We start from the raw sequence: 16,279 nt of genomic DNA, 5'->3' as shown, positions 1-16,279 counted from the left end.
TTCAGGCGATGTGTGCTGGGAGACATTTAAATCTTCCAGCGGTGCATGAGCGTATGAGAAAGCCCCCGGAAGATTTCTTCCGGGGGCTTTTTTTTGTGCGTGACCCAAACTGATTCAGACAGGATAACGAGGAATAAAGAATGTTAGATAACACCCGTTTACGCATAGCTATGCAGAAATCAGGTCGTTTAAGCGATGATTCACGCGAATTGCTGGCCCGTTGCGGCATTAAAATTAATCTTCACACCCAGCGCCTGATCGCGATGGCTGAGAATATGCCGATCGATATTCTGCGCGTGCGTGATGACGATATTCCGGGTCTGGTGATGGACGGCGTCGTAGATCTCGGCATCATCGGGGAAAACGTTCTCGAAGAGGAACTGCTCAACCGCCGGGCCCAGGGTGAAGATCCGCGCTATTTTACCCTGCGTCGTCTGGACTTCGGCGGCTGCCGTCTTTCGCTGGCTACCCCGGTTGATGAAGCCTGGGATGGCCCGGCAGCGCTGAACGGTAAGCGTATCGCTACCTCTTACCCACACCTGCTTAAACGTTATCTTGATCAAAAAGGGGTGTCGTTTAAATCCTGTCTGTTAAACGGCTCTGTAGAAGTCGCTCCCCGCGCAGGTCTGGCTGATGCGATTTGCGATCTGGTGTCAACCGGAGCCACGCTTGAAGCCAACGGTCTGCGTGAAGTGGAAGTGATTTACCGCTCTAAAGCCTGCCTGATTCAGCGCGACGGCGAAATGGCCGAAGCCAAGCAACAACTGATCGACAAACTGCTGACCCGTATTCAGGGGGTTATTCAGGCACGTGAATCAAAATACATCATGATGCACGCGCCGAGCGAACGTCTGGACGAAGTCATCGCCCTGCTGCCTGGCGCTGAGCGCCCTACCATTCTGCCACTGGCGGGTGACCAGCAGCGCGTAGCCATGCACATGGTCAGCAGCGAAACGCTGTTCTGGGAAACGATGGAAAAACTGAAAGCGCTCGGCGCCAGCTCCATTCTGGTGCTGCCGATTGAGAAGATGATGGAGTGATAGCCATGAGCTTCAATACCCTGATCGACTGGAATAGCTGTAGCCCCGAGCAGCAGCGCGAACTGCTGATGCGCCCGGCGATATCCGCCTCTGAAAGCATCAGCCGTACGGTGGCCGAGATTCTTGAGAACGTCAAAAATAACGGCGACCGGGCGCTGCGTGAATACAGTGCTAAGTTTGACAAAACCGAGGTCGGCGCGCTGCGCGTCACCGAAGAAGAAATTCAGCAAGCCAGTAGCCGCCTGAGCGACGAGCTGAAACAAGCCATGCAGGCGGCGGTGCGTAATATTGATGCGTTCCACACCGCGCAAATCCTGCCGCCGGTGGATATTGAAACTCAGCCTGGCGTGCGCTGCCAGCAGGTTACTCGCCCTATCGCCTCCGTGGGGCTGTATATTCCTGGGGGATCGGCACCGCTATTCTCGACCGTATTAATGCTGGCGACCCCGGCGCGTATCGCCGGCTGCAAAAAAGTAGTGCTCTGCTCACCGCCGCCGATTGCCGATGAAATCCTCTACGCCGCGCAACTGTGTGGCGTAAAAGAGGTGTTCAACGTGGGCGGCGCGCAGGCCATTGCCGCGCTGGCGCTGGGTACCAAATCTATTCCTAAGGTCGATAAAATCTTCGGGCCAGGCAATGCGTATGTGACCGAAGCCAAACGTCAGGTCAGCCAACGTCTTGACGGCGCGGCTATCGACATGCCTGCGGGCCCGTCTGAAGTGCTGGTTATTGCCGACAGCGGCGCGACGCCTGACTTTGTTGCTTCCGACCTGCTCTCTCAGGCCGAACACGGCCCCGACTCGCAGGTTATCCTGCTGACGCCAGACGCTACGCTGGCCGAAGGCGTGGCTAAAGCCGTTGAACGCCAGCTTGCCGAGCTTTCCCGCGCCGACACCGCACGTCAGGCGCTCGCCGCCAGTCGACTGATCGTCGCCAGAGACCTTGAGCAATGCGTGGCCATCTCTAACGCCTACGGCCCGGAGCACCTGATTATTCAGACCCGTAACGCGCGTGAACTGGTTGACGATATCACCAGCGCTGGTTCGGTCTTCCTGGGTGACTGGTCTCCTGAGTCGGCTGGCGACTATGCTTCCGGCACCAACCACGTTCTTCCGACCTACGGCTATACCGCAACCTGCTCAAGCCTTGGGCTGGCTGATTTCCAGAAACGGATGACGGTACAGGAATTAACTCCCCAAGGTTTCTCTGCCCTGGCCTCCACCATTGAAACACTGGCCGCGGCTGAACGACTGACTGCCCACAAAAATGCCGTCACCCTGCGCGTTAACGCCCTGAAGGAGCAAGCATGAGCACTGACAACTTTCTCAGCGTCACTGATTTAGCCCGTAAGAATGTTCGCGAGTTAACGCCCTATCAGTCTGCCCGTCGTCTTGGCGGTAACGGGGACGTCTGGCTCAACGCGAATGAGTACCCAACCGCCGTTGAGTTCCAGCTACGCCAGCAGACGCTGAACCGCTATCCGGAGTGTCAGCCGAAAGCCGTAATTGAGAATTACGCGCAGTATGCTGGCGTCAAACCAGAGCAGGTGCTGGTCAGCCGCGGTGCAGATGAAGGGATCGAACTGCTGGTGCGCGCTTTTTGCGAACCCGGTAAAGATGCAATTCTCTACTGTCCGCCGACTTACGGCATGTACAGCGTCAGCGCCGAAACGATTGGCGTTGAATGCCGCACCGTCCCGACCCTGGATAACTGGCAGCTGGATTTACAAGGCATCGCGGACAAGCTTGATGGCGTGAAAGTGGTCTACGTATGCAGCCCCAATAACCCAACCGGCCAGCTGATAAATCCGCAGGACCTACGTTCACTGCTCGAAATGACGCAGGGTAAAGCCATCGTGGTCGCTGATGAGGCCTATATTGAATTTTGTCCTCAGGCCACGCTGGCAGGCTGGCTGTCTGAGTATCCGCATCTGGCAGTATTACGTACGCTGTCTAAAGCGTTTGCTCTCGCCGGTTTACGCTGCGGATTTACGCTGGCGAATGAAGAGGTAATCAATCTGCTGTTAAAGGTGATTGCCCCCTACCCGCTTTCTACCCCGGTAGCGGATATTGCCGCCCAGGCGCTGACGCCACAAGGGATTTCCGCCATGCGCCAACGCGTAGAGCAGATCCTGCTAGAGCGTCAGTATCTGGTGGAGAACCTGAAAACCATTCGCTGTGTAGAGCAGGTTTTCGACTCTGAAACCAACTATGTTCTGGCGCGCTTCACCGCATCAAGCAGCGTATTTAAATCTTTGTGGGATCAGGGCATTATCTTACGAGATCAGAATAAACAACCTTCATTAAGCGGCTGTCTGCGAATTACTGTCGGAACCCGCGAAGAGAGCCAGCGCGTCATTGACGCCTTACGTGCGGAGCAAGTATGAGCCAGAAGTATCTTTTTATTGACCGTGATGGAACCCTGATTTCAGAACCGCTAAGTGACTTTCAGGTCGATCGCTTTGACAAACTCGCCTTCGAGCCGGACGTCGTTCCCGTTTTGCTGAAGCTGCAAAAAGCTGGCTTTAAGCTGGTGATGATTACTAACCAGGATGGACTCGGTACGCAGAGCTTCCCGCAGGCCGATTTTGACGGTCCGCATAACCTGATGATGCAAATATTCACCTCTCAGGGCGTAGCATTTGATGAGGTGCTGATCTGCCCGCACCTGCCAGCGGACGCGTGTGATTGCCGTAAGCCAAAAGTGAAACTGGTTGAGCAGTATCTGGTTGAACAGGCCATGGATGTGGCAAACAGCTACGTCATTGGTGATCGGGCGACCGATATTCAGCTCGCAGAAAACATGGGCATTAGCGGATTACGCTACCACCGCGACACCCTGAACTGGGCGATGATCGGTGAGCAGTTGACCAAACGAGACCGTTACGCGCACGTTGAGCGTAATACCAAAGAGACGCAGATTGACGTCAAAGTCTGGCTGGACCGCGAAGGCCGTAGCAAAATCAATACCGGCGTTGGCTTCTTTGACCACATGCTGGATCAAATCGCCACCCACGGCGGTTTTCGCATGGAGATTGCCGTCAAAGGCGATCTGTATATTGACGATCACCACACCGTTGAAGATACCGGTCTGGCGCTGGGTGAAGCCTTAAGGCTGGCATTAGGCGATAAACGCGGTATCAACCGTTTTGGTTTTGTGCTGCCGATGGACGAGTGCCTGGCACGTTGCGCGCTGGATATCTCGGGGCGTCCGCACCTGGAATACCGCGCGGAGTTTACCTACCAGCGCGTTGGCGATCTGAGCACAGAGATGATTGAACACTTCTTCCGTTCACTCTCTTACACCATGGGTGTCACCTTGCACCTGAAAACCAAAGGGAAAAATGACCACCACCGTGTGGAGAGCCTGTTTAAAGCCTTTGGTCGTACGCTGCGTCAGGCTATTCGCGTAGAAGGCGATACGCTGCCCTCCTCAAAAGGAGTGCTGTAATGAACGTGGTGATCCTTGATACCGGCTGCGCCAATCTGCACTCGGTGAAATCCGCCGTCGCGCGCCATGGATACGACCCGGTTGTCAGCCGTGACCCGGACGTGGTGCTGCGTGCCGATAAACTGTTTCTGCCGGGCGTCGGTACCGCCCAGGCGGCTATGGACCAGTTGCACGAGCGTGAACTGATTGAACTGATTAAAGCCTGTACGCAACCGGTACTGGGGATCTGCTTAGGCATGCAACTGCTTGGCCGTCGCAGCGAAGAGAGTAACGGTGTCTCTCTGCTGGGCATTATTGAGCAGGACGTTCCGAAGATGACCGATTTCGGTCTGCCGCTGCCGCATATGGGCTGGAATCGCGTCTATCCGCAGGCGGGAAATCGTCTGTTCCAGGGCATTGAAGATGGCGCATATTTCTACTTTGTACACAGCTATGCTATGCCGGTGAACCCGTGGACCATCGCCCAGTGCCATTACGGCGAACCGTTTACAGCGGCAGTACAAAAGGACAATTTCTTTGGCGTGCAGTTTCACCCTGAACGCTCGGGCGCGGCTGGGGCGCAGTTGCTGAAAAACTTTCTGGAGATGTAATGATTATTCCGGCATTAGATTTAATCGACGGCACGGTGGTGCGTCTTCATCAGGGCGATTACGCAACGCAACGTGATTATGGCAATGATCCTCTCCCCCGTTTACAGGATTACGCAGCTCAGGGTGCCGAAGTACTGCACCTGGTTGATTTAACTGGCGCGAAAGACCCGGCGCAGCGGCAGATCTCGCTGATTAAAACGCTGGTCGCTGGTGTCAATGTTCCGGTACAGGTTGGCGGTGGCGTGCGTACTGAATCGGACGTTGCGGCGCTGCTTGACGCAGGCGTGGCGCGCGTGGTGGTAGGTTCGACGGCAGTAAAATCCCCCGAAGTCGTCAAAAGCTGGTTTGCCCGTTTTGGAGCCGACGCGCTGGTACTGGCGCTGGACGTTCGTATTGACGAGCGCGGTAATAAACAGGTAGCGGTTAGCGGCTGGCAGGAAGATTCCGGGGTTTCTCTGGAAGAACTGGTTGAGACCTATTTACCCGTCGGCCTGAAGCACGTGCTGTGCACCGATATCTCCCGCGACGGTACGCTGGCTGGCTCAAACGTCGCGCTTTATGAAGAAGTGTGCGCCAAATATCCGCAGGTAGCATTCCAGTCATCTGGCGGCATTGGCGGGATCGAGGACGTAGCAGCCCTGCGTGGAACCGGCGTACGCGGCGTGATCGTCGGACGCGCCCTGCTGGAAGGTAAGTTCACCGTTGAGGAGGCCATTCAATGCTGGCAAAACGCATAATTCCTTGTCTGGACGTTCGTGATGGACAGGTGGTAAAAGGCGTCCAGTTTCGCAATCACGAGATTATTGGTGACATTGTCCCGCTGGCAAAACGCTATGCCGATGAAGGCGCAGATGAACTGGTGTTCTACGATATCACCGCCTCCAGCGATGGCCGCGTAGTGGATAAAAGCTGGGTATCTCGCGTGGCGGAAGTGATCGATATTCCGTTCTGCGTTGCCGGTGGCATTAAATCCATCGACGATGCGGCGCGAATCCTCTCCTTCGGGGCGGATAAAATCTCTATCAACTCCCCGGCGCTGGCCGAACCGGAGCTTATCACCCGCCTGGCGGACCGCTTCGGCGTGCAGTGTATCGTGGTAGGCATTGATACCTGGTATGACGCCGAAACCGGCAAATATCATGTTAACCAATATACCGGGGATGAAAGCCGTACCCGCATCACGCAGTGGGAAACGCTGGACTGGGTGCAGGAAGTACAAAAACGCGGCGCAGGTGAAATCGTCCTGAACATGATGAACCAGGACGGCGTGCGTAACGGCTACGATCTGGAGCAACTGAAAAAAGTGCGCGACGTGTGCCACGTACCGCTGATCGCGTCCGGCGGCGCGGGCACCATGGAACACTTCCTTGAAGCATTCCGGGACGCCGACGTTGACGGCGCGCTTGCCGCCTCCGTCTTTCACAAGCAAATTATTAATATTGGCGAATTAAAAGCGTACCTGGCAACACAGGGCGTGGAGATCAGGATATGTTAACGAAGCAACAATGCCGCGAGCTGGACTGGGAAAAAACCGACGGACTGATGCCAGTCATCGTGCAGCATGCGGTTTCCGGTGAGGTACTAATGCTGGGTTATATGAACCCGGAAGCACTGGATAAAACGGTTGAAAGCGGCAAAGTGACCTTTTTCTCGCGGACCAAACAGCGCCTGTGGACCAAGGGTGAAACCTCCGGTCACTTCCTGAACGTGGTGAGCATCGCGCCCGACTGCGACAACGACACCCTGCTGGTGCTGGTTAACCCGATTGGCCCGACCTGCCATAAAGGCACCTCAAGCTGCTTTGGCGATGCCAGCCACCAGTGGCTGTTCCTGTATCAACTGGAGCAACTACTGGCCGAACGTAAAACCGCTGACCCGGCAAGCTCCTACACCGCGAAGCTGTATGCCAGCGGCACTAAACGTATTGCCCAGAAGGTAGGCGAAGAAGGCGTAGAGACCGCGCTGGCCGCAACCGTGAACGATCGTTTCGAACTGACCAATGAAGCCTCTGATCTGATGTATCACCTGCTGGTTCTGCTGCAGGACCAGGACCTCGACCTGACGACGGTGATTGAGAATTTACGCAAAAGACATCAGTAATAGACAGATACCGGCACTATGCCGGTATCTTTATTTAACTGAGTGTTTAATCATTTCCGAATAAATCTCTGGTATAGACTTTATCGGCTACATCCAACAGTTCTTCGGCCATCCGGTTAGAGATTATAACATCGGACTCGCTTTTAAATTTAGCCAGATCACGCTCAACCCGCGAATTGAAAAAACTATCATCTGGCAATACAGGCTCATAGATTATGACCGGGATACCTTTCGCTTTAATACGCTTCATAATACCCTGGATAGACGATGCCCGGAAATTATCTGAGCCACTTTTCATAATCAATCGGTAAATACCGACGACCTTTGGCTTTCGTGAAATAATTGCATCAGCAATAAAGTCTTTTCGCGTCCGGTTAGCATCAACGATTGCTGAAATAATATTATTTGGTACAGATTTATAGTTGGCGAGTAATTGCTTAGTGTCTTTTGGCAGACAGTATCCACCGTAACCGAATGAGGGATTGTTGTAATGGTTACCAATACGCGGGTCCAGACAAACCCCTTCGATGATCTGTCGAGCATTAAGCCCCAGGGTTTCTGCATAGCTATCAAGTTCGTTAAAATAGGCAACACGCATCGCCAGATAGGTATTTGCAAAGAGCTTGATAGCTTCGGCTTCGGTTGAGTCGGTAAATAGGGTCGGAATATCTTTCTTCAGAGCCCCTTCCTGTAGCAGTGCAGCAAACGTTTCTGCACGGGAAGATCGTTCACCAATTACAATGCGTGAAGGGTACAAATTGTCATATAGCGCTTTACCCTCTCGCAGGAATTCTGGGGAAAAGATGATATTGTCTGAGCTATACTTTTGACGCATCGATTGAGTAAAACCGACAGGAACAGTCGATTTTATTACCATTACTGCATCTGGATTTATTTTAATAACATCCTGTATAACTGACTCGACGCTGCTAGTATCGAAATAATTAGTTTTGGGATCGTAATCTGTTGGGGTAGCAATAATGACAAATTCTGCGTTCTGATAAGCTTTGTGCTTATCCAGGGTAGCGCTGAATGTTATATCTTTTGATTGCAGATACTGTTCAATTTCTTGATCAACTATCGGAGATATCCGATTATTTAGCATCTCGACACGGGAAGGAACTATGTCCAGAGCAATGACCTGATGATGTTGGGCGATAAGAAGACCATTTGACAGGCCAACATATCCGGTACCAGAAATGGTGATTTTCATTTCATGCTCTCAGTATTATCTTAATAATTAATCATGATGTCGTACATCCTGATAAGAGAATAATGTTTTAACGTTTTGTTGAATATTGTGTCAACGAAGGTTAAAACAATTCAGATTTTCTTTATCAGTGTACGCTAGAAATATTAAGTAAAAATTAAGCAATCAACTTAAATCAATAAGATTTGGGATAAAAAAAAGCCCGGTCAAAAAACCGGGCCAGTGAACGTCAGAAGACTTATTCCATCCATTCAGTATGGAAAACACCTTCTTTATCAGTACGTTTATAAGTATGCGCACCGAAGTAGTCACGCTGGGCCTGAATCAGATTTGCAGGGAGCACCTCTGCACGATAGCTGTCGTAATAAGCGACAGCAGCAGAGAATGTCGGTACCGGGATACCATTCTGCACAGCATACGCAACAACATCACGTAGCGCCTGTTGGTATTCATCAGCAATGTTCTTGAAGTACGGGTCGAGCAGCAGGTTTGCGATACCAGGGTTTTTAGCATAGGCATCGGTGATTTTCTGCAGGAACTGCGCGCGGATGATGCAGCCCGCACGGAAGATTTTTGCAATCTCGCCGTAGTTCAGATCCCAATTATGCTCGTCAGATGCGGCACGCAGCTGTGAGAAGCCCTGAGCATAAGACACGATCTTACCGAGGTACAGCGCACGACGTACTTTCTCAATAAATTCTGCCTTATCACCCGCAAGCTGAGTTTTAGGACCGGACAGGACTTTAGAGGCAGCAACACGCTGATCTTTCAGTGAAGAGATGTAACGTGCAAACACAGACTCAGTAATCAGAGACAGTGGTTCACCGAGATCCAGAGAGCTCTGGCTGGTCCATTTACCCGTCCCTTTATTCGCCGCTTCATCCAAGATGAAATCCACCAAATATTTACCATCTTCATCTTTTTTAGTGAAGATATCTTTGGTGATATCGATCAGGTAGCTACTCAGCTCGCCGTTATTCCACTCGGTGAAGGTGCTAGCCAGCTCTTCGTTGCTTAGGTTCAAACCACCTTTCAACAATGAGTAAGCTTCAGCAATCAGTTGCATATCACCGTACTCAATACCGTTGTGTACCATCTTCACATAGTGACCAGCACCGTCGGCACCGATATACGTCACACACGGTTCACCATCTTCTGCAACAGCGGCGATTTTGGTCAGGATTGGGGCAACCAGCTCGTAAGCTTCTTTCTGGCCACCAGGCATAATAGATGGTCCCTTCAGCGCACCTTCTTCGCCACCGGAGACGCCGGTACCGATGAAGTTAAATCCTTCAGCTGAGAGCTCACGGTTACGACGGATAGTGTCCTGGAAGAACGTATTACCGCCATCAATAATGATGTCACCTTTATCCAGATATGGCTTCAGGGAGTCGATAGCAGCATCAGTGCCAGCGCCTGCTTTCACCATTAACAGGATACGACGAGGCGTTTCAAGGGATTCAACAAACTCTTTTACCGTATAGCAAGGAACCAGTTTTTTCTCCGGATTCTCGGCGATAACCTCTTCCGTTTTTTCACGCGAGCGGTTGAAAACGGACACGGTATAACCACGGCTTTCGATGTTGAGCGCCAGATTGCGCCCCATCACAGCCATACCAACGACGCCGATTTGTTGCTTAGACATTATGTACTCCTGTCAGGTGCGGTTCGCCCTGTAGACTATTACTGCAGGACTTTAGTGAACAATATGTTAACCCAGAAGAATCGCTTACGATAGTAGCATTAAATACTGAAGATACTTACCTTTGAAAACAGTACAATATTTACGTATTCAGTAAATTGGTATTATTTTTTGGTATCGAAAACGGCTCACTTTAATGGACGACTTTTAATGTGAGCGTTTTTAATCTTCCAACCCACAACTTATTTAAAAAAGTTAAACTTTGGGCCGCAACAATGAGAACAAAGGGCATGACAAAATACTTATAGCGCGGTTGAACTTAATAAGAAGATAAATCATGAAATTAACCAAACACACCATCATAATAAAATATAACTCTTTTGAAGGTTGAACACCTCTAATCATTGAGAGAAATACATCAGCTACACTGATTAAAAACAAACCAAGTATAAATGTGTAGTAAATCTTGTCAACAGAAATGAAAATATTAACCAAATCGTTCATGTAATGTTCTTTTCCGAATAACTTCACCGTCCTGGTAAGTTCACCATCATTAAATGTAAAATAAACTGGGCTTGGTGAGGACCACATGAAAGATTGCTTATCAAACACAAAACTCGCCACATCCTGAGGGGTTTTGTACGTTGCCTTAACATAATCAATAATTTCTTTTTTTCGTTCTGAGGCATCTTCCATCGCTAAAATATTAACATGAGAAGTATTCCACGCGCCAAGATGTTCTTTATCAAGACCAACCATAAATTTCCATTCAGGGTTTCTGTTATCAATTCCATATTGATTAACACCGGATAATTTGATTACGGAACTGGTCAGTAAATGAATGATGATATAAATAAAAAGAACTATATTAAATTTTGAAAATTCCCTTACCACATTGTTTCGGTCGTAACGAACACATCCAACAATCAAACAAAAAAAGCTGCAACTAAGACAATAATGATTTCTGGTCGCATTAGATCAGCCAACGCTAAAAAAATACCTGAGAAAACTAACGAGATGTAATTATTTTTAAGGAGGAAATAAATGCCAAGTAAAACAAAAAAGTAGATAAGTGCTGATTTGACAGCAACGGAGAATAAAAAATCATTTCCGGATATAGTGAGTACAAACATGCAGTAACAAAGGCGATTTTATGAGAAAAGATCGTGCTGCATATTTTGTATATCATCACAGAAGGTCCTGCCATGAAAAAAACATTCAAAAGCATCAAAGCATCAATAGAGTGGTATAGATAAAGAACTAATGCTTGGTATAAAGTATATACCGATTGATATGCCCATATATCATAATAACCACCAGGTCCAACATTAAAGGTGTTAACCGTACCATCAGCATACATACCTGCAGTCTGAAAAATTGTTTCAAAGTCGCTTTCTGGCTTGCTATTCACAAGCATTACAAATATTAATTTTGTAGTCAGACTAAGAATAAATATTATCCATACATGATTGGTTTGATGGAGCACACTATCTGATTTATTGATAAAAAAAGTCAGAACAACAATAAAAAGGAATACAAGTCCGATACCTAGGAAATTGAAATAGTGCGTAATATATGCAGAGTTTAGTGATAAAACATTTAATGATACAATAAACCCTACAAATAAGAACAAAACAAAAACACTTGTGAAGTTAATAAACGCAAACATCTTTCTCATTTAAGGAATACTCTCCATAAGCATCAGATAGCCAAAGCACACAAAAATCCCTTGCAGGCACAAAAATTAATATAATGACAATATTGATATTTATGATTTTCAAGGTCAATCATGCTCATCATTAAGGTCCGATTGAATCCACGTACACTTCTCAATAAAATAAGATGGTCGGTTTTTTACTTCTACATAAATTTTACCGATATACTCACCCAATATTCCAATACACAAAAGTTGAACGCCTCCCATAAAGAACAAGCCAACCATTACAGAGGCCCACCCTTCAATGGTATGACCTAATAATTTTTGCATTAATGCCGTAGAACCAATAACAAATGAGACTAAAGAAACCAAAAAACCTAACGATGAGATAATACGAAGAGGTTTTACTGATAGAGAGGTAATTCCATCAAGCGCAAGTGACAACATCTTCTTTAGTGGATACTTCGACTCACCAGCAAGACGTGCTTTTCTTGAGTAAAGAACTGTTGTGCTTTTAAAACCTAATAAAGGGATAATTCCACGGATATACAAATTTTTTTCTTTAAAATCGAGAAATGCATTTAATGCATTTCGCCCCATTAATCGATAGTCAGCATGTTGCTCGATTTGATGAACTCCAAGTCTGCCCATCAATTTATAGAACAATGCAGCTGTATTTCGCTTGAAAAAGCTATCCGTCGTTCTGTCATCTCTAACACCATAAACAATCTCATAGCCATTATGATACTCATCAACCATTTTAGTTATAGCAGTGACATCGTCTTGTAGATCAGCATCAATACTAATGGTAATATCAGCATCAGAAAATCTTAACCCTGCTCTTAAAGCAAGTTGATGCCCCTTATTACGGGATAACTTCAAACCACGGACATTTTCGAATTCAAGAGAAGCAGTGTTAATTTTTTCCCAAGTATCATCTCGACTGCCATCATCAACAAATAACACATAGCTATCTGCTGATACACGCTCAGTCTCAACCAAAGAATGAATGACATCCCTCAATTGAGATAGGCACATCGAAAACATATCACTTTCATTATAGCAAGGCACAACAATAGCAAGCAAAGGATGTTTCTTTTTTCCCAGAGTCATTTCATCGCCCATAGCTTATTAATTACAAAACAAGAGGTTGTATAGATTACCATACCTGAAAATTGAGACAGATATTCATTGAAAGACAGAAAATCAATCGCATACTTTATAGTTAAGATATTAAGTCCGTACGAAATTGCAACAGTAACCAAGAATTTTATAAATCGAGTTAACTTTATACCTACCAAAAAAGTAAATTTCGAATTCATGAAAAAACTAATTACAATACCAGCGATATATCCCAAACCGTTTGAAATAAACATCGGAATACCTATATGCATCAATGTAAAAATTATCAACATAGTGGTAATCGTATTCACAAAACCAATAATGCAAAATCTCACAAGTTGATTATTCATGATGTGCAGATCGTTTATATTATATTTCATTACATATTATTCTTATTAAAACCATAAGCCATACACAGGTTAAGTTAATATTAAAACCAACGCCAATGATGAATCCTAAAAAATGAAATCATTGATCTAAAGAACAAGATAATATGTTTCAATCCCTTACGTGCAGCATAGCCACCATGATGAATAACTTCAACTGAAGGTACATAAGCAATATCGCAGAACTGTTTAGCTCTAATGCTTAAATCGAAATCTTCGAAATATAAAAAATACCGGCGATCAAAACCCTGACATTTTTTCCATACATCGGTTTTGAAAAACATGAAGCATCCGCTTACCATTGGCGGATTCCAATAAACTTCATTGCTATTGATAACATCTACCATTTCATAGTTCTTTAATAACTTATAAAATATTTTTTTCATGAATGCTGGAGCAAATCCTCTCAATAAAAGAACCAATACCGAGGGATACTCTTTACATAACCTCTGGACCGTTCCATCGGTCCATTTTGCATAAGGTGTAATAAGACCACAACGTGAGTTATTATGCATAAACTGGATTGCATTAACAATCGCATCTCTACTTATTATCAAATCAGGGTTAATAATAAGATGGTAATCCGACTGTACGTCTAATGCCTGGTTGTGTGCGCTACCAAAACCGACATTCGTAGCATTTTTTGAATAGGTAAAATCAACGTGCTTAAAATAGCGACCAATATACTCCGTTGATAGTCCAGATTGATATTCATCTGGACTATTATCAATTACATAAAGGTGATAAATGCTCCCTGCATTATCTAAGCTTGTGACTAGGCTAGTAAGAGTATCATTCAATTGATTAAGCTCAGGCTTATAAACAACTAATGAAATAGTTAATTCAGTAACATTGTTCATTAATACACTCATAGCAAATACACTATACGAATATTTTTGGGAAAAGTTCAGAAAATCGATCTTCCCATGTAACACTTTCAAGACTATCTTCACAAAAATAAAGTGTATCGTTTGGAACCTTAAATGGACAATCCGTCCTATGGCCTTCTATTTTTTTATTATGCCAAAACATCTCACCGAATCGAGTTGAAAGTAACGGTATCTTTTTTGCCGAGTACTCATAAAATTTTATTGGATCAACAAACCTAGTAATATCATTGATTTGGAATGGTATTAACCCAACATCTATGTGTGACAATACAATCGGAACCTCATCATGAGAGATAGCTTTCTCTATCAGAATATTCTTCGGTAGATTAATGGGCTTTAGCGTTTTGAGTGGCCCAATTAAACGGATTTTTGATGATGGGTTAAGTTCAGCCAGCTCAATAACCCAGCTCCAGTCAAACCAGCTCGCAATTGTTCCAACATACCCAAACACAACCCCCTTCCCGCTTTCAATCCTTTCCCGGCGCAGTCCAGTAACGAAATCAGAAGTACATGCGTTTAAGCAAAGCTCAACATTAGTAAATCTTGAAAATTTTTCCTGTAACGGATGACTAGTACATATTACTGTATTAACAGTAGAAGCAATTTTTTTTTCTATGTTAGCCATACTAAAAGATGAATAACCTTTAAAAAAGGCAGGATAATTGTCCATTGCATCAAAGAAAATACTTTTCCAACCAGATTGCTTAGATAACTCCAGAGCCAAAAGACTAGGTTTCCCAATTACAAGTATTGTATTTTCATCTTTAAATTCATTCACTTGCTTTTTAACAAACTCCAATGAACCTTTATTAAAAAGTTTAAATAACAAATGAAAGGGTTCAATTGGAAATACAGCTGGAACAGGTACTACTGTAAAGTTAATAAAAGTACGTTTACTCGCTGGTTCCCTGGCATGCCTACCAGGGATAAGGTCGCCTAAATTTGGTAACCTACCGGGATAAGGTTCAACCCAAATAATTTCTTTTACTCCAGCATGAAAAGCATGCTGGATAAAGAAATGGGGCCTTTGACTCATACTATTCCAGGGTACTGGAGATAGATATACTAGCTTCATTCGGAAATTATTCCAAAATAACTACGAACAATTTTAACAATTCTGTCGCTCGATTTTCCATCACCATAAGGTGAAGCACCCTTGGCCATCGCCTGATAAGCTGATTGGTCATCAAGTAGGATAGATACCTGTTCGACAATATCATTCATTTCAGTGCCAATGAGTTTAACAACGCCTTCAGTAACTGCTTCAGGCCTTTCTGTATCTCGTCTGAGCACCAATACCGGTTTACCAAGTGCTGGAGCTTCTTCCTGAACACCGCCGGAATCTGTCAAAATGATATGTGCCTTTTTCATAGCAGAGACAAACGGACCGTAATCAAAAGGTGCTATTAGCTTAATACGTGGATGATTCTGGAGATATTCATCCGTAACCTTACGAATATTTGGATTTGGATGAACCGGAAATACAACAAAAATATCGTCATACTTATTTACTAGCTCAAGGATAGCTTTACAAGTATTGATAATTGGCTGGCCAAAATTCTCGCGGCGATGTGATGTCACAAGAACCATACGCATGCCTTCTGGAATATCTACTCCAATTGGGAAATTTTTTTCTGCTGTTGAGAGTAAAGCATCAATAACAGTATTGCCTATGACAAAAATCTTCTCCGAGTTGATCGCCTCTCGAAGCAAATTACTACGAGAGACCTCTGTTGGGGAAAAATGTAAACATGCTAAGTTACCAGCTAGGATTCTATTGGCTTCTTCAGGGTATGGAGAGTAAAGATCATGCGTCCTTAGGCCTGCCTCGAGGTGAGCAAAGGGGATTTTTTGATAGAAACATGCAAGCGCTGTTACAAATACCGTCGTTGTATCTCCTTGCGCGATCACCAAATCTGGTTTTACATCGGTTAAAGTTTTATCAATACCAACCATCAAACGAGCTGTTAACTCTGGTAAGCTCTGTCCCGGCTGCATAATATTAAGGTCGTAATCGCTCTTGATATCAAATAAAGATAAGGCTTGATCCAAAAGATCTCGGTGTTGTGCAGTAGCTAACACGCACACCTCAAAATCGGTAGCTTGTTTAAAAGCATTTACAACCGGAGCCATTTTAATGGCTTCCGGACGTGTACCAATTACACACATAACTTTTTTACCAAACATATCTA

At 45.9% G+C, this 16,279-nt stretch carries 17 protein-coding genes and 1 other annotated feature (1 of these 18 cut by a window edge); of the genes, 8 read left to right on the top strand and 9 right to left on the bottom strand.

All coding sequences use genetic code 11. The features are described from left to right. Positions 1 to 95, top strand: a sequence feature (His leader region) (it extends 28 nt beyond the left edge of the window). Positions 96 to 140: 45 nt separating this feature from the next. The 8 genes from hisG to hisIE are packed head-to-tail and all read left to right on the top strand — an operon-like array spanning position 141 to position 7,180. After that, complete coding sequence (gene hisG / locus OGW44_RS12070; RefSeq protein WP_003834191.1) at positions 141 to 1,040, top strand: ATP phosphoribosyltransferase; 900 nt, start codon at positions 141 to 143, stop codon at positions 1,038 to 1,040. A 5-nt stretch (positions 1,041 to 1,045) separates the two neighbouring features. After that, entirely contained in the window at positions 1,046 to 2,350 is a 1,305-nt protein-coding gene (hisD, locus tag OGW44_RS12065; RefSeq protein WP_047357925.1) for a histidinol dehydrogenase, read from the top strand. Then, on the top strand, positions 2,347 to 3,426 hold the full coding sequence (gene hisC / locus OGW44_RS12060) for a histidinol-phosphate transaminase (RefSeq protein WP_047357924.1): 1,080 nt from the start codon (positions 2,347 to 2,349) through the stop codon (positions 3,424 to 3,426). Before hisD ends, hisC begins: the two co-directional genes overlap by 4 nt. Beyond that, on the top strand, positions 3,423 to 4,490 hold the full coding sequence (hisB, locus tag OGW44_RS12055; RefSeq protein WP_185654825.1) for a bifunctional histidinol-phosphatase/imidazoleglycerol-phosphate dehydratase HisB: 1,068 nt from the start codon (positions 3,423 to 3,425) through the stop codon (positions 4,488 to 4,490). The genes hisC and hisB overlap by 4 nt, the downstream gene beginning before the upstream one ends. Next, positions 4,490 to 5,080, top strand: coding sequence for an imidazole glycerol phosphate synthase subunit HisH (gene hisH / locus OGW44_RS12050; protein WP_003030129.1), 591 nt, complete (start codon positions 4,490 to 4,492; stop codon positions 5,078 to 5,080). The genes hisB and hisH overlap by 1 nt, the downstream gene beginning before the upstream one ends. Continuing rightward, on the top strand, positions 5,080 to 5,817 hold the full coding sequence (hisA, locus tag OGW44_RS12045; protein ID WP_185654826.1) for a 1-(5-phosphoribosyl)-5-[(5-phosphoribosylamino)methylideneamino]imidazole-4-carboxamide isomerase: 738 nt from the start codon (positions 5,080 to 5,082) through the stop codon (positions 5,815 to 5,817). The genes hisH and hisA overlap by 1 nt, the downstream gene beginning before the upstream one ends. After that, on the top strand, positions 5,799 to 6,575 hold the full coding sequence (gene hisF / locus OGW44_RS12040) for an imidazole glycerol phosphate synthase subunit HisF (protein ID WP_016153558.1): 777 nt from the start codon (positions 5,799 to 5,801) through the stop codon (positions 6,573 to 6,575). The genes hisA and hisF overlap by 19 nt, the downstream gene beginning before the upstream one ends. Next, on the top strand, positions 6,569 to 7,180 hold the full coding sequence (hisIE, locus tag OGW44_RS12035; protein ID WP_075848371.1) for a bifunctional phosphoribosyl-AMP cyclohydrolase/phosphoribosyl-ATP diphosphatase HisIE: 612 nt from the start codon (positions 6,569 to 6,571) through the stop codon (positions 7,178 to 7,180). Before hisF ends, hisIE begins: the two co-directional genes overlap by 7 nt. Positions 7,181 to 7,226: 46 nt before the next feature. Here hisIE and ugd read toward each other — a convergent pair whose 3' ends face one another. From ugd to wecB, 9 genes are all read right to left on the bottom strand, one after another. Further along, the gene (gene ugd, locus OGW44_RS12030) at positions 7,227 to 8,393 is read right to left on the bottom strand and encodes a UDP-glucose 6-dehydrogenase (protein ID WP_104651480.1); all 1,167 of its coding nucleotides are present in this window, start codon (positions 8,391 to 8,393) and stop codon (positions 7,227 to 7,229) included. Between the two features lie 235 nt (positions 8,394 to 8,628). Next, on the bottom strand, positions 8,629 to 10,035 hold the full coding sequence (gene gnd / locus OGW44_RS12025; RefSeq protein WP_185654827.1) for an NADP-dependent phosphogluconate dehydrogenase: 1,407 nt from the start codon (positions 10,033 to 10,035) through the stop codon (positions 8,629 to 8,631). Between the two features lie 252 nt (positions 10,036 to 10,287). Further along, complete coding sequence (locus OGW44_RS12020) at positions 10,288 to 10,791, bottom strand: hypothetical protein (protein WP_185654828.1); 504 nt, start codon at positions 10,789 to 10,791, stop codon at positions 10,288 to 10,290. A gap of 250 nt (positions 10,792 to 11,041) precedes the next feature. After that, positions 11,042 to 11,710 carry a hypothetical protein gene (locus OGW44_RS12015; RefSeq protein WP_185654829.1) on the bottom strand — a complete coding sequence of 223 codons (669 nt, stop codon included), beginning with the start codon at positions 11,708 to 11,710 and terminating at the stop codon, positions 11,042 to 11,044. Positions 11,711 to 11,815: 105 nt separating this feature from the next. Beyond that, positions 11,816 to 12,802, bottom strand: a complete 987-nt coding sequence (locus OGW44_RS12010; protein WP_185654830.1) for a glycosyltransferase family 2 protein — start codon at positions 12,800 to 12,802, stop codon at positions 11,816 to 11,818. After that, positions 12,799 to 13,161, bottom strand: a complete 363-nt coding sequence (locus OGW44_RS25645; protein ID WP_185654831.1) for a GtrA family protein — start codon at positions 13,159 to 13,161, stop codon at positions 12,799 to 12,801. Before OGW44_RS25645 ends, OGW44_RS12010 begins: the two co-directional genes overlap by 4 nt. An 80-nt stretch (positions 13,162 to 13,241) precedes the next feature. Beyond that, entirely contained in the window at positions 13,242 to 14,057 is an 816-nt protein-coding gene (locus OGW44_RS12005; protein WP_181630360.1) for a glycosyltransferase family protein, read from the bottom strand. Positions 14,058 to 14,079: 22 nt separating this feature from the next. After that, a complete protein-coding gene (locus OGW44_RS12000; RefSeq protein WP_185654832.1) occupies positions 14,080 to 15,123 on the bottom strand; it encodes a glycosyltransferase family protein in 1,044 nt (347 codons plus the stop codon). 35 nt (positions 15,124 to 15,158) lie between these two features. Next, positions 15,159 to 16,274, bottom strand: a complete 1,116-nt coding sequence (wecB, locus tag OGW44_RS11995; protein WP_185654833.1) for a non-hydrolyzing UDP-N-acetylglucosamine 2-epimerase — start codon at positions 16,272 to 16,274, stop codon at positions 15,159 to 15,161. Between the last annotated feature and the right edge of the window lie 5 nt (positions 16,275 to 16,279).

The organism is Citrobacter sp. Cb023, assembly GCF_030336805.1.
Lineage (GTDB): Bacteria > Pseudomonadota > Gammaproteobacteria > Enterobacterales > Enterobacteriaceae > Citrobacter > Citrobacter braakii.
This window is presented reverse-complemented; position numbering and strand designations above follow the sequence as displayed.

What these genes read in the sequence shown, in the direction of transcription:
- hisC (WP_047357924.1), top strand. Translation starts at nt 2,347, where the DNA reads ATGAGCACTGACAACTTTCTCAGCGTCACTGATTTAGCCCGTAAGAAT.
- wecB (WP_185654833.1), bottom strand. Translation starts at nt 16,274, where the DNA reads ATGTTTGGTAAAAAAGTTATGTGTGTAATTGGTACACGTCCGGAAGCC.
- OGW44_RS12010 (WP_185654830.1), bottom strand. Translation starts at nt 12,802, where the DNA reads ATGACTCTGGGAAAAAAGAAACATCCTTTGCTTGCTATTGTTGTGCCT.
- gnd (WP_185654827.1), bottom strand. Translation starts at nt 10,035, where the DNA reads ATGTCTAAGCAACAAATCGGCGTCGTTGGTATGGCTGTGATGGGGCGC.
- OGW44_RS12000 (WP_185654832.1), bottom strand. Translation starts at nt 15,123, where the DNA reads ATGAGTCAAAGGCCCCATTTCTTTATCCAGCATGCTTTTCATGCTGGA.
- hisD (WP_047357925.1), top strand. Translation starts at nt 1,046, where the DNA reads ATGAGCTTCAATACCCTGATCGACTGGAATAGCTGTAGCCCCGAGCAG.
- OGW44_RS12020 (WP_185654828.1), bottom strand. Translation starts at nt 10,791, where the DNA reads ATGGTTGGTCTTGATAAAGAACATCTTGGCGCGTGGAATACTTCTCAT.
- hisB (WP_185654825.1), top strand. Translation starts at nt 3,423, where the DNA reads ATGAGCCAGAAGTATCTTTTTATTGACCGTGATGGAACCCTGATTTCA.
- OGW44_RS12015 (WP_185654829.1), bottom strand. Translation starts at nt 11,710, where the DNA reads ATGAGAAAGATGTTTGCGTTTATTAACTTCACAAGTGTTTTTGTTTTG.
- ugd (WP_104651480.1), bottom strand. Translation starts at nt 8,393, where the DNA reads ATGAAAATCACCATTTCTGGTACCGGATATGTTGGCCTGTCAAATGGT.
- hisIE (WP_075848371.1), top strand. Translation starts at nt 6,569, where the DNA reads ATGTTAACGAAGCAACAATGCCGCGAGCTGGACTGGGAAAAAACCGAC.
- hisG (WP_003834191.1), top strand. Translation starts at nt 141, where the DNA reads ATGTTAGATAACACCCGTTTACGCATAGCTATGCAGAAATCAGGTCGT.
- hisH (WP_003030129.1), top strand. Translation starts at nt 4,490, where the DNA reads ATGAACGTGGTGATCCTTGATACCGGCTGCGCCAATCTGCACTCGGTG.
- hisA (WP_185654826.1), top strand. Translation starts at nt 5,080, where the DNA reads ATGATTATTCCGGCATTAGATTTAATCGACGGCACGGTGGTGCGTCTT.
- hisF (WP_016153558.1), top strand. Translation starts at nt 5,799, where the DNA reads ATGCTGGCAAAACGCATAATTCCTTGTCTGGACGTTCGTGATGGACAG.
- OGW44_RS12005 (WP_181630360.1), bottom strand. Translation starts at nt 14,057, where the DNA reads ATGAACAATGTTACTGAATTAACTATTTCATTAGTTGTTTATAAGCCT.
- OGW44_RS25645 (WP_185654831.1), bottom strand. Translation starts at nt 13,161, where the DNA reads ATGAATAATCAACTTGTGAGATTTTGCATTATTGGTTTTGTGAATACG.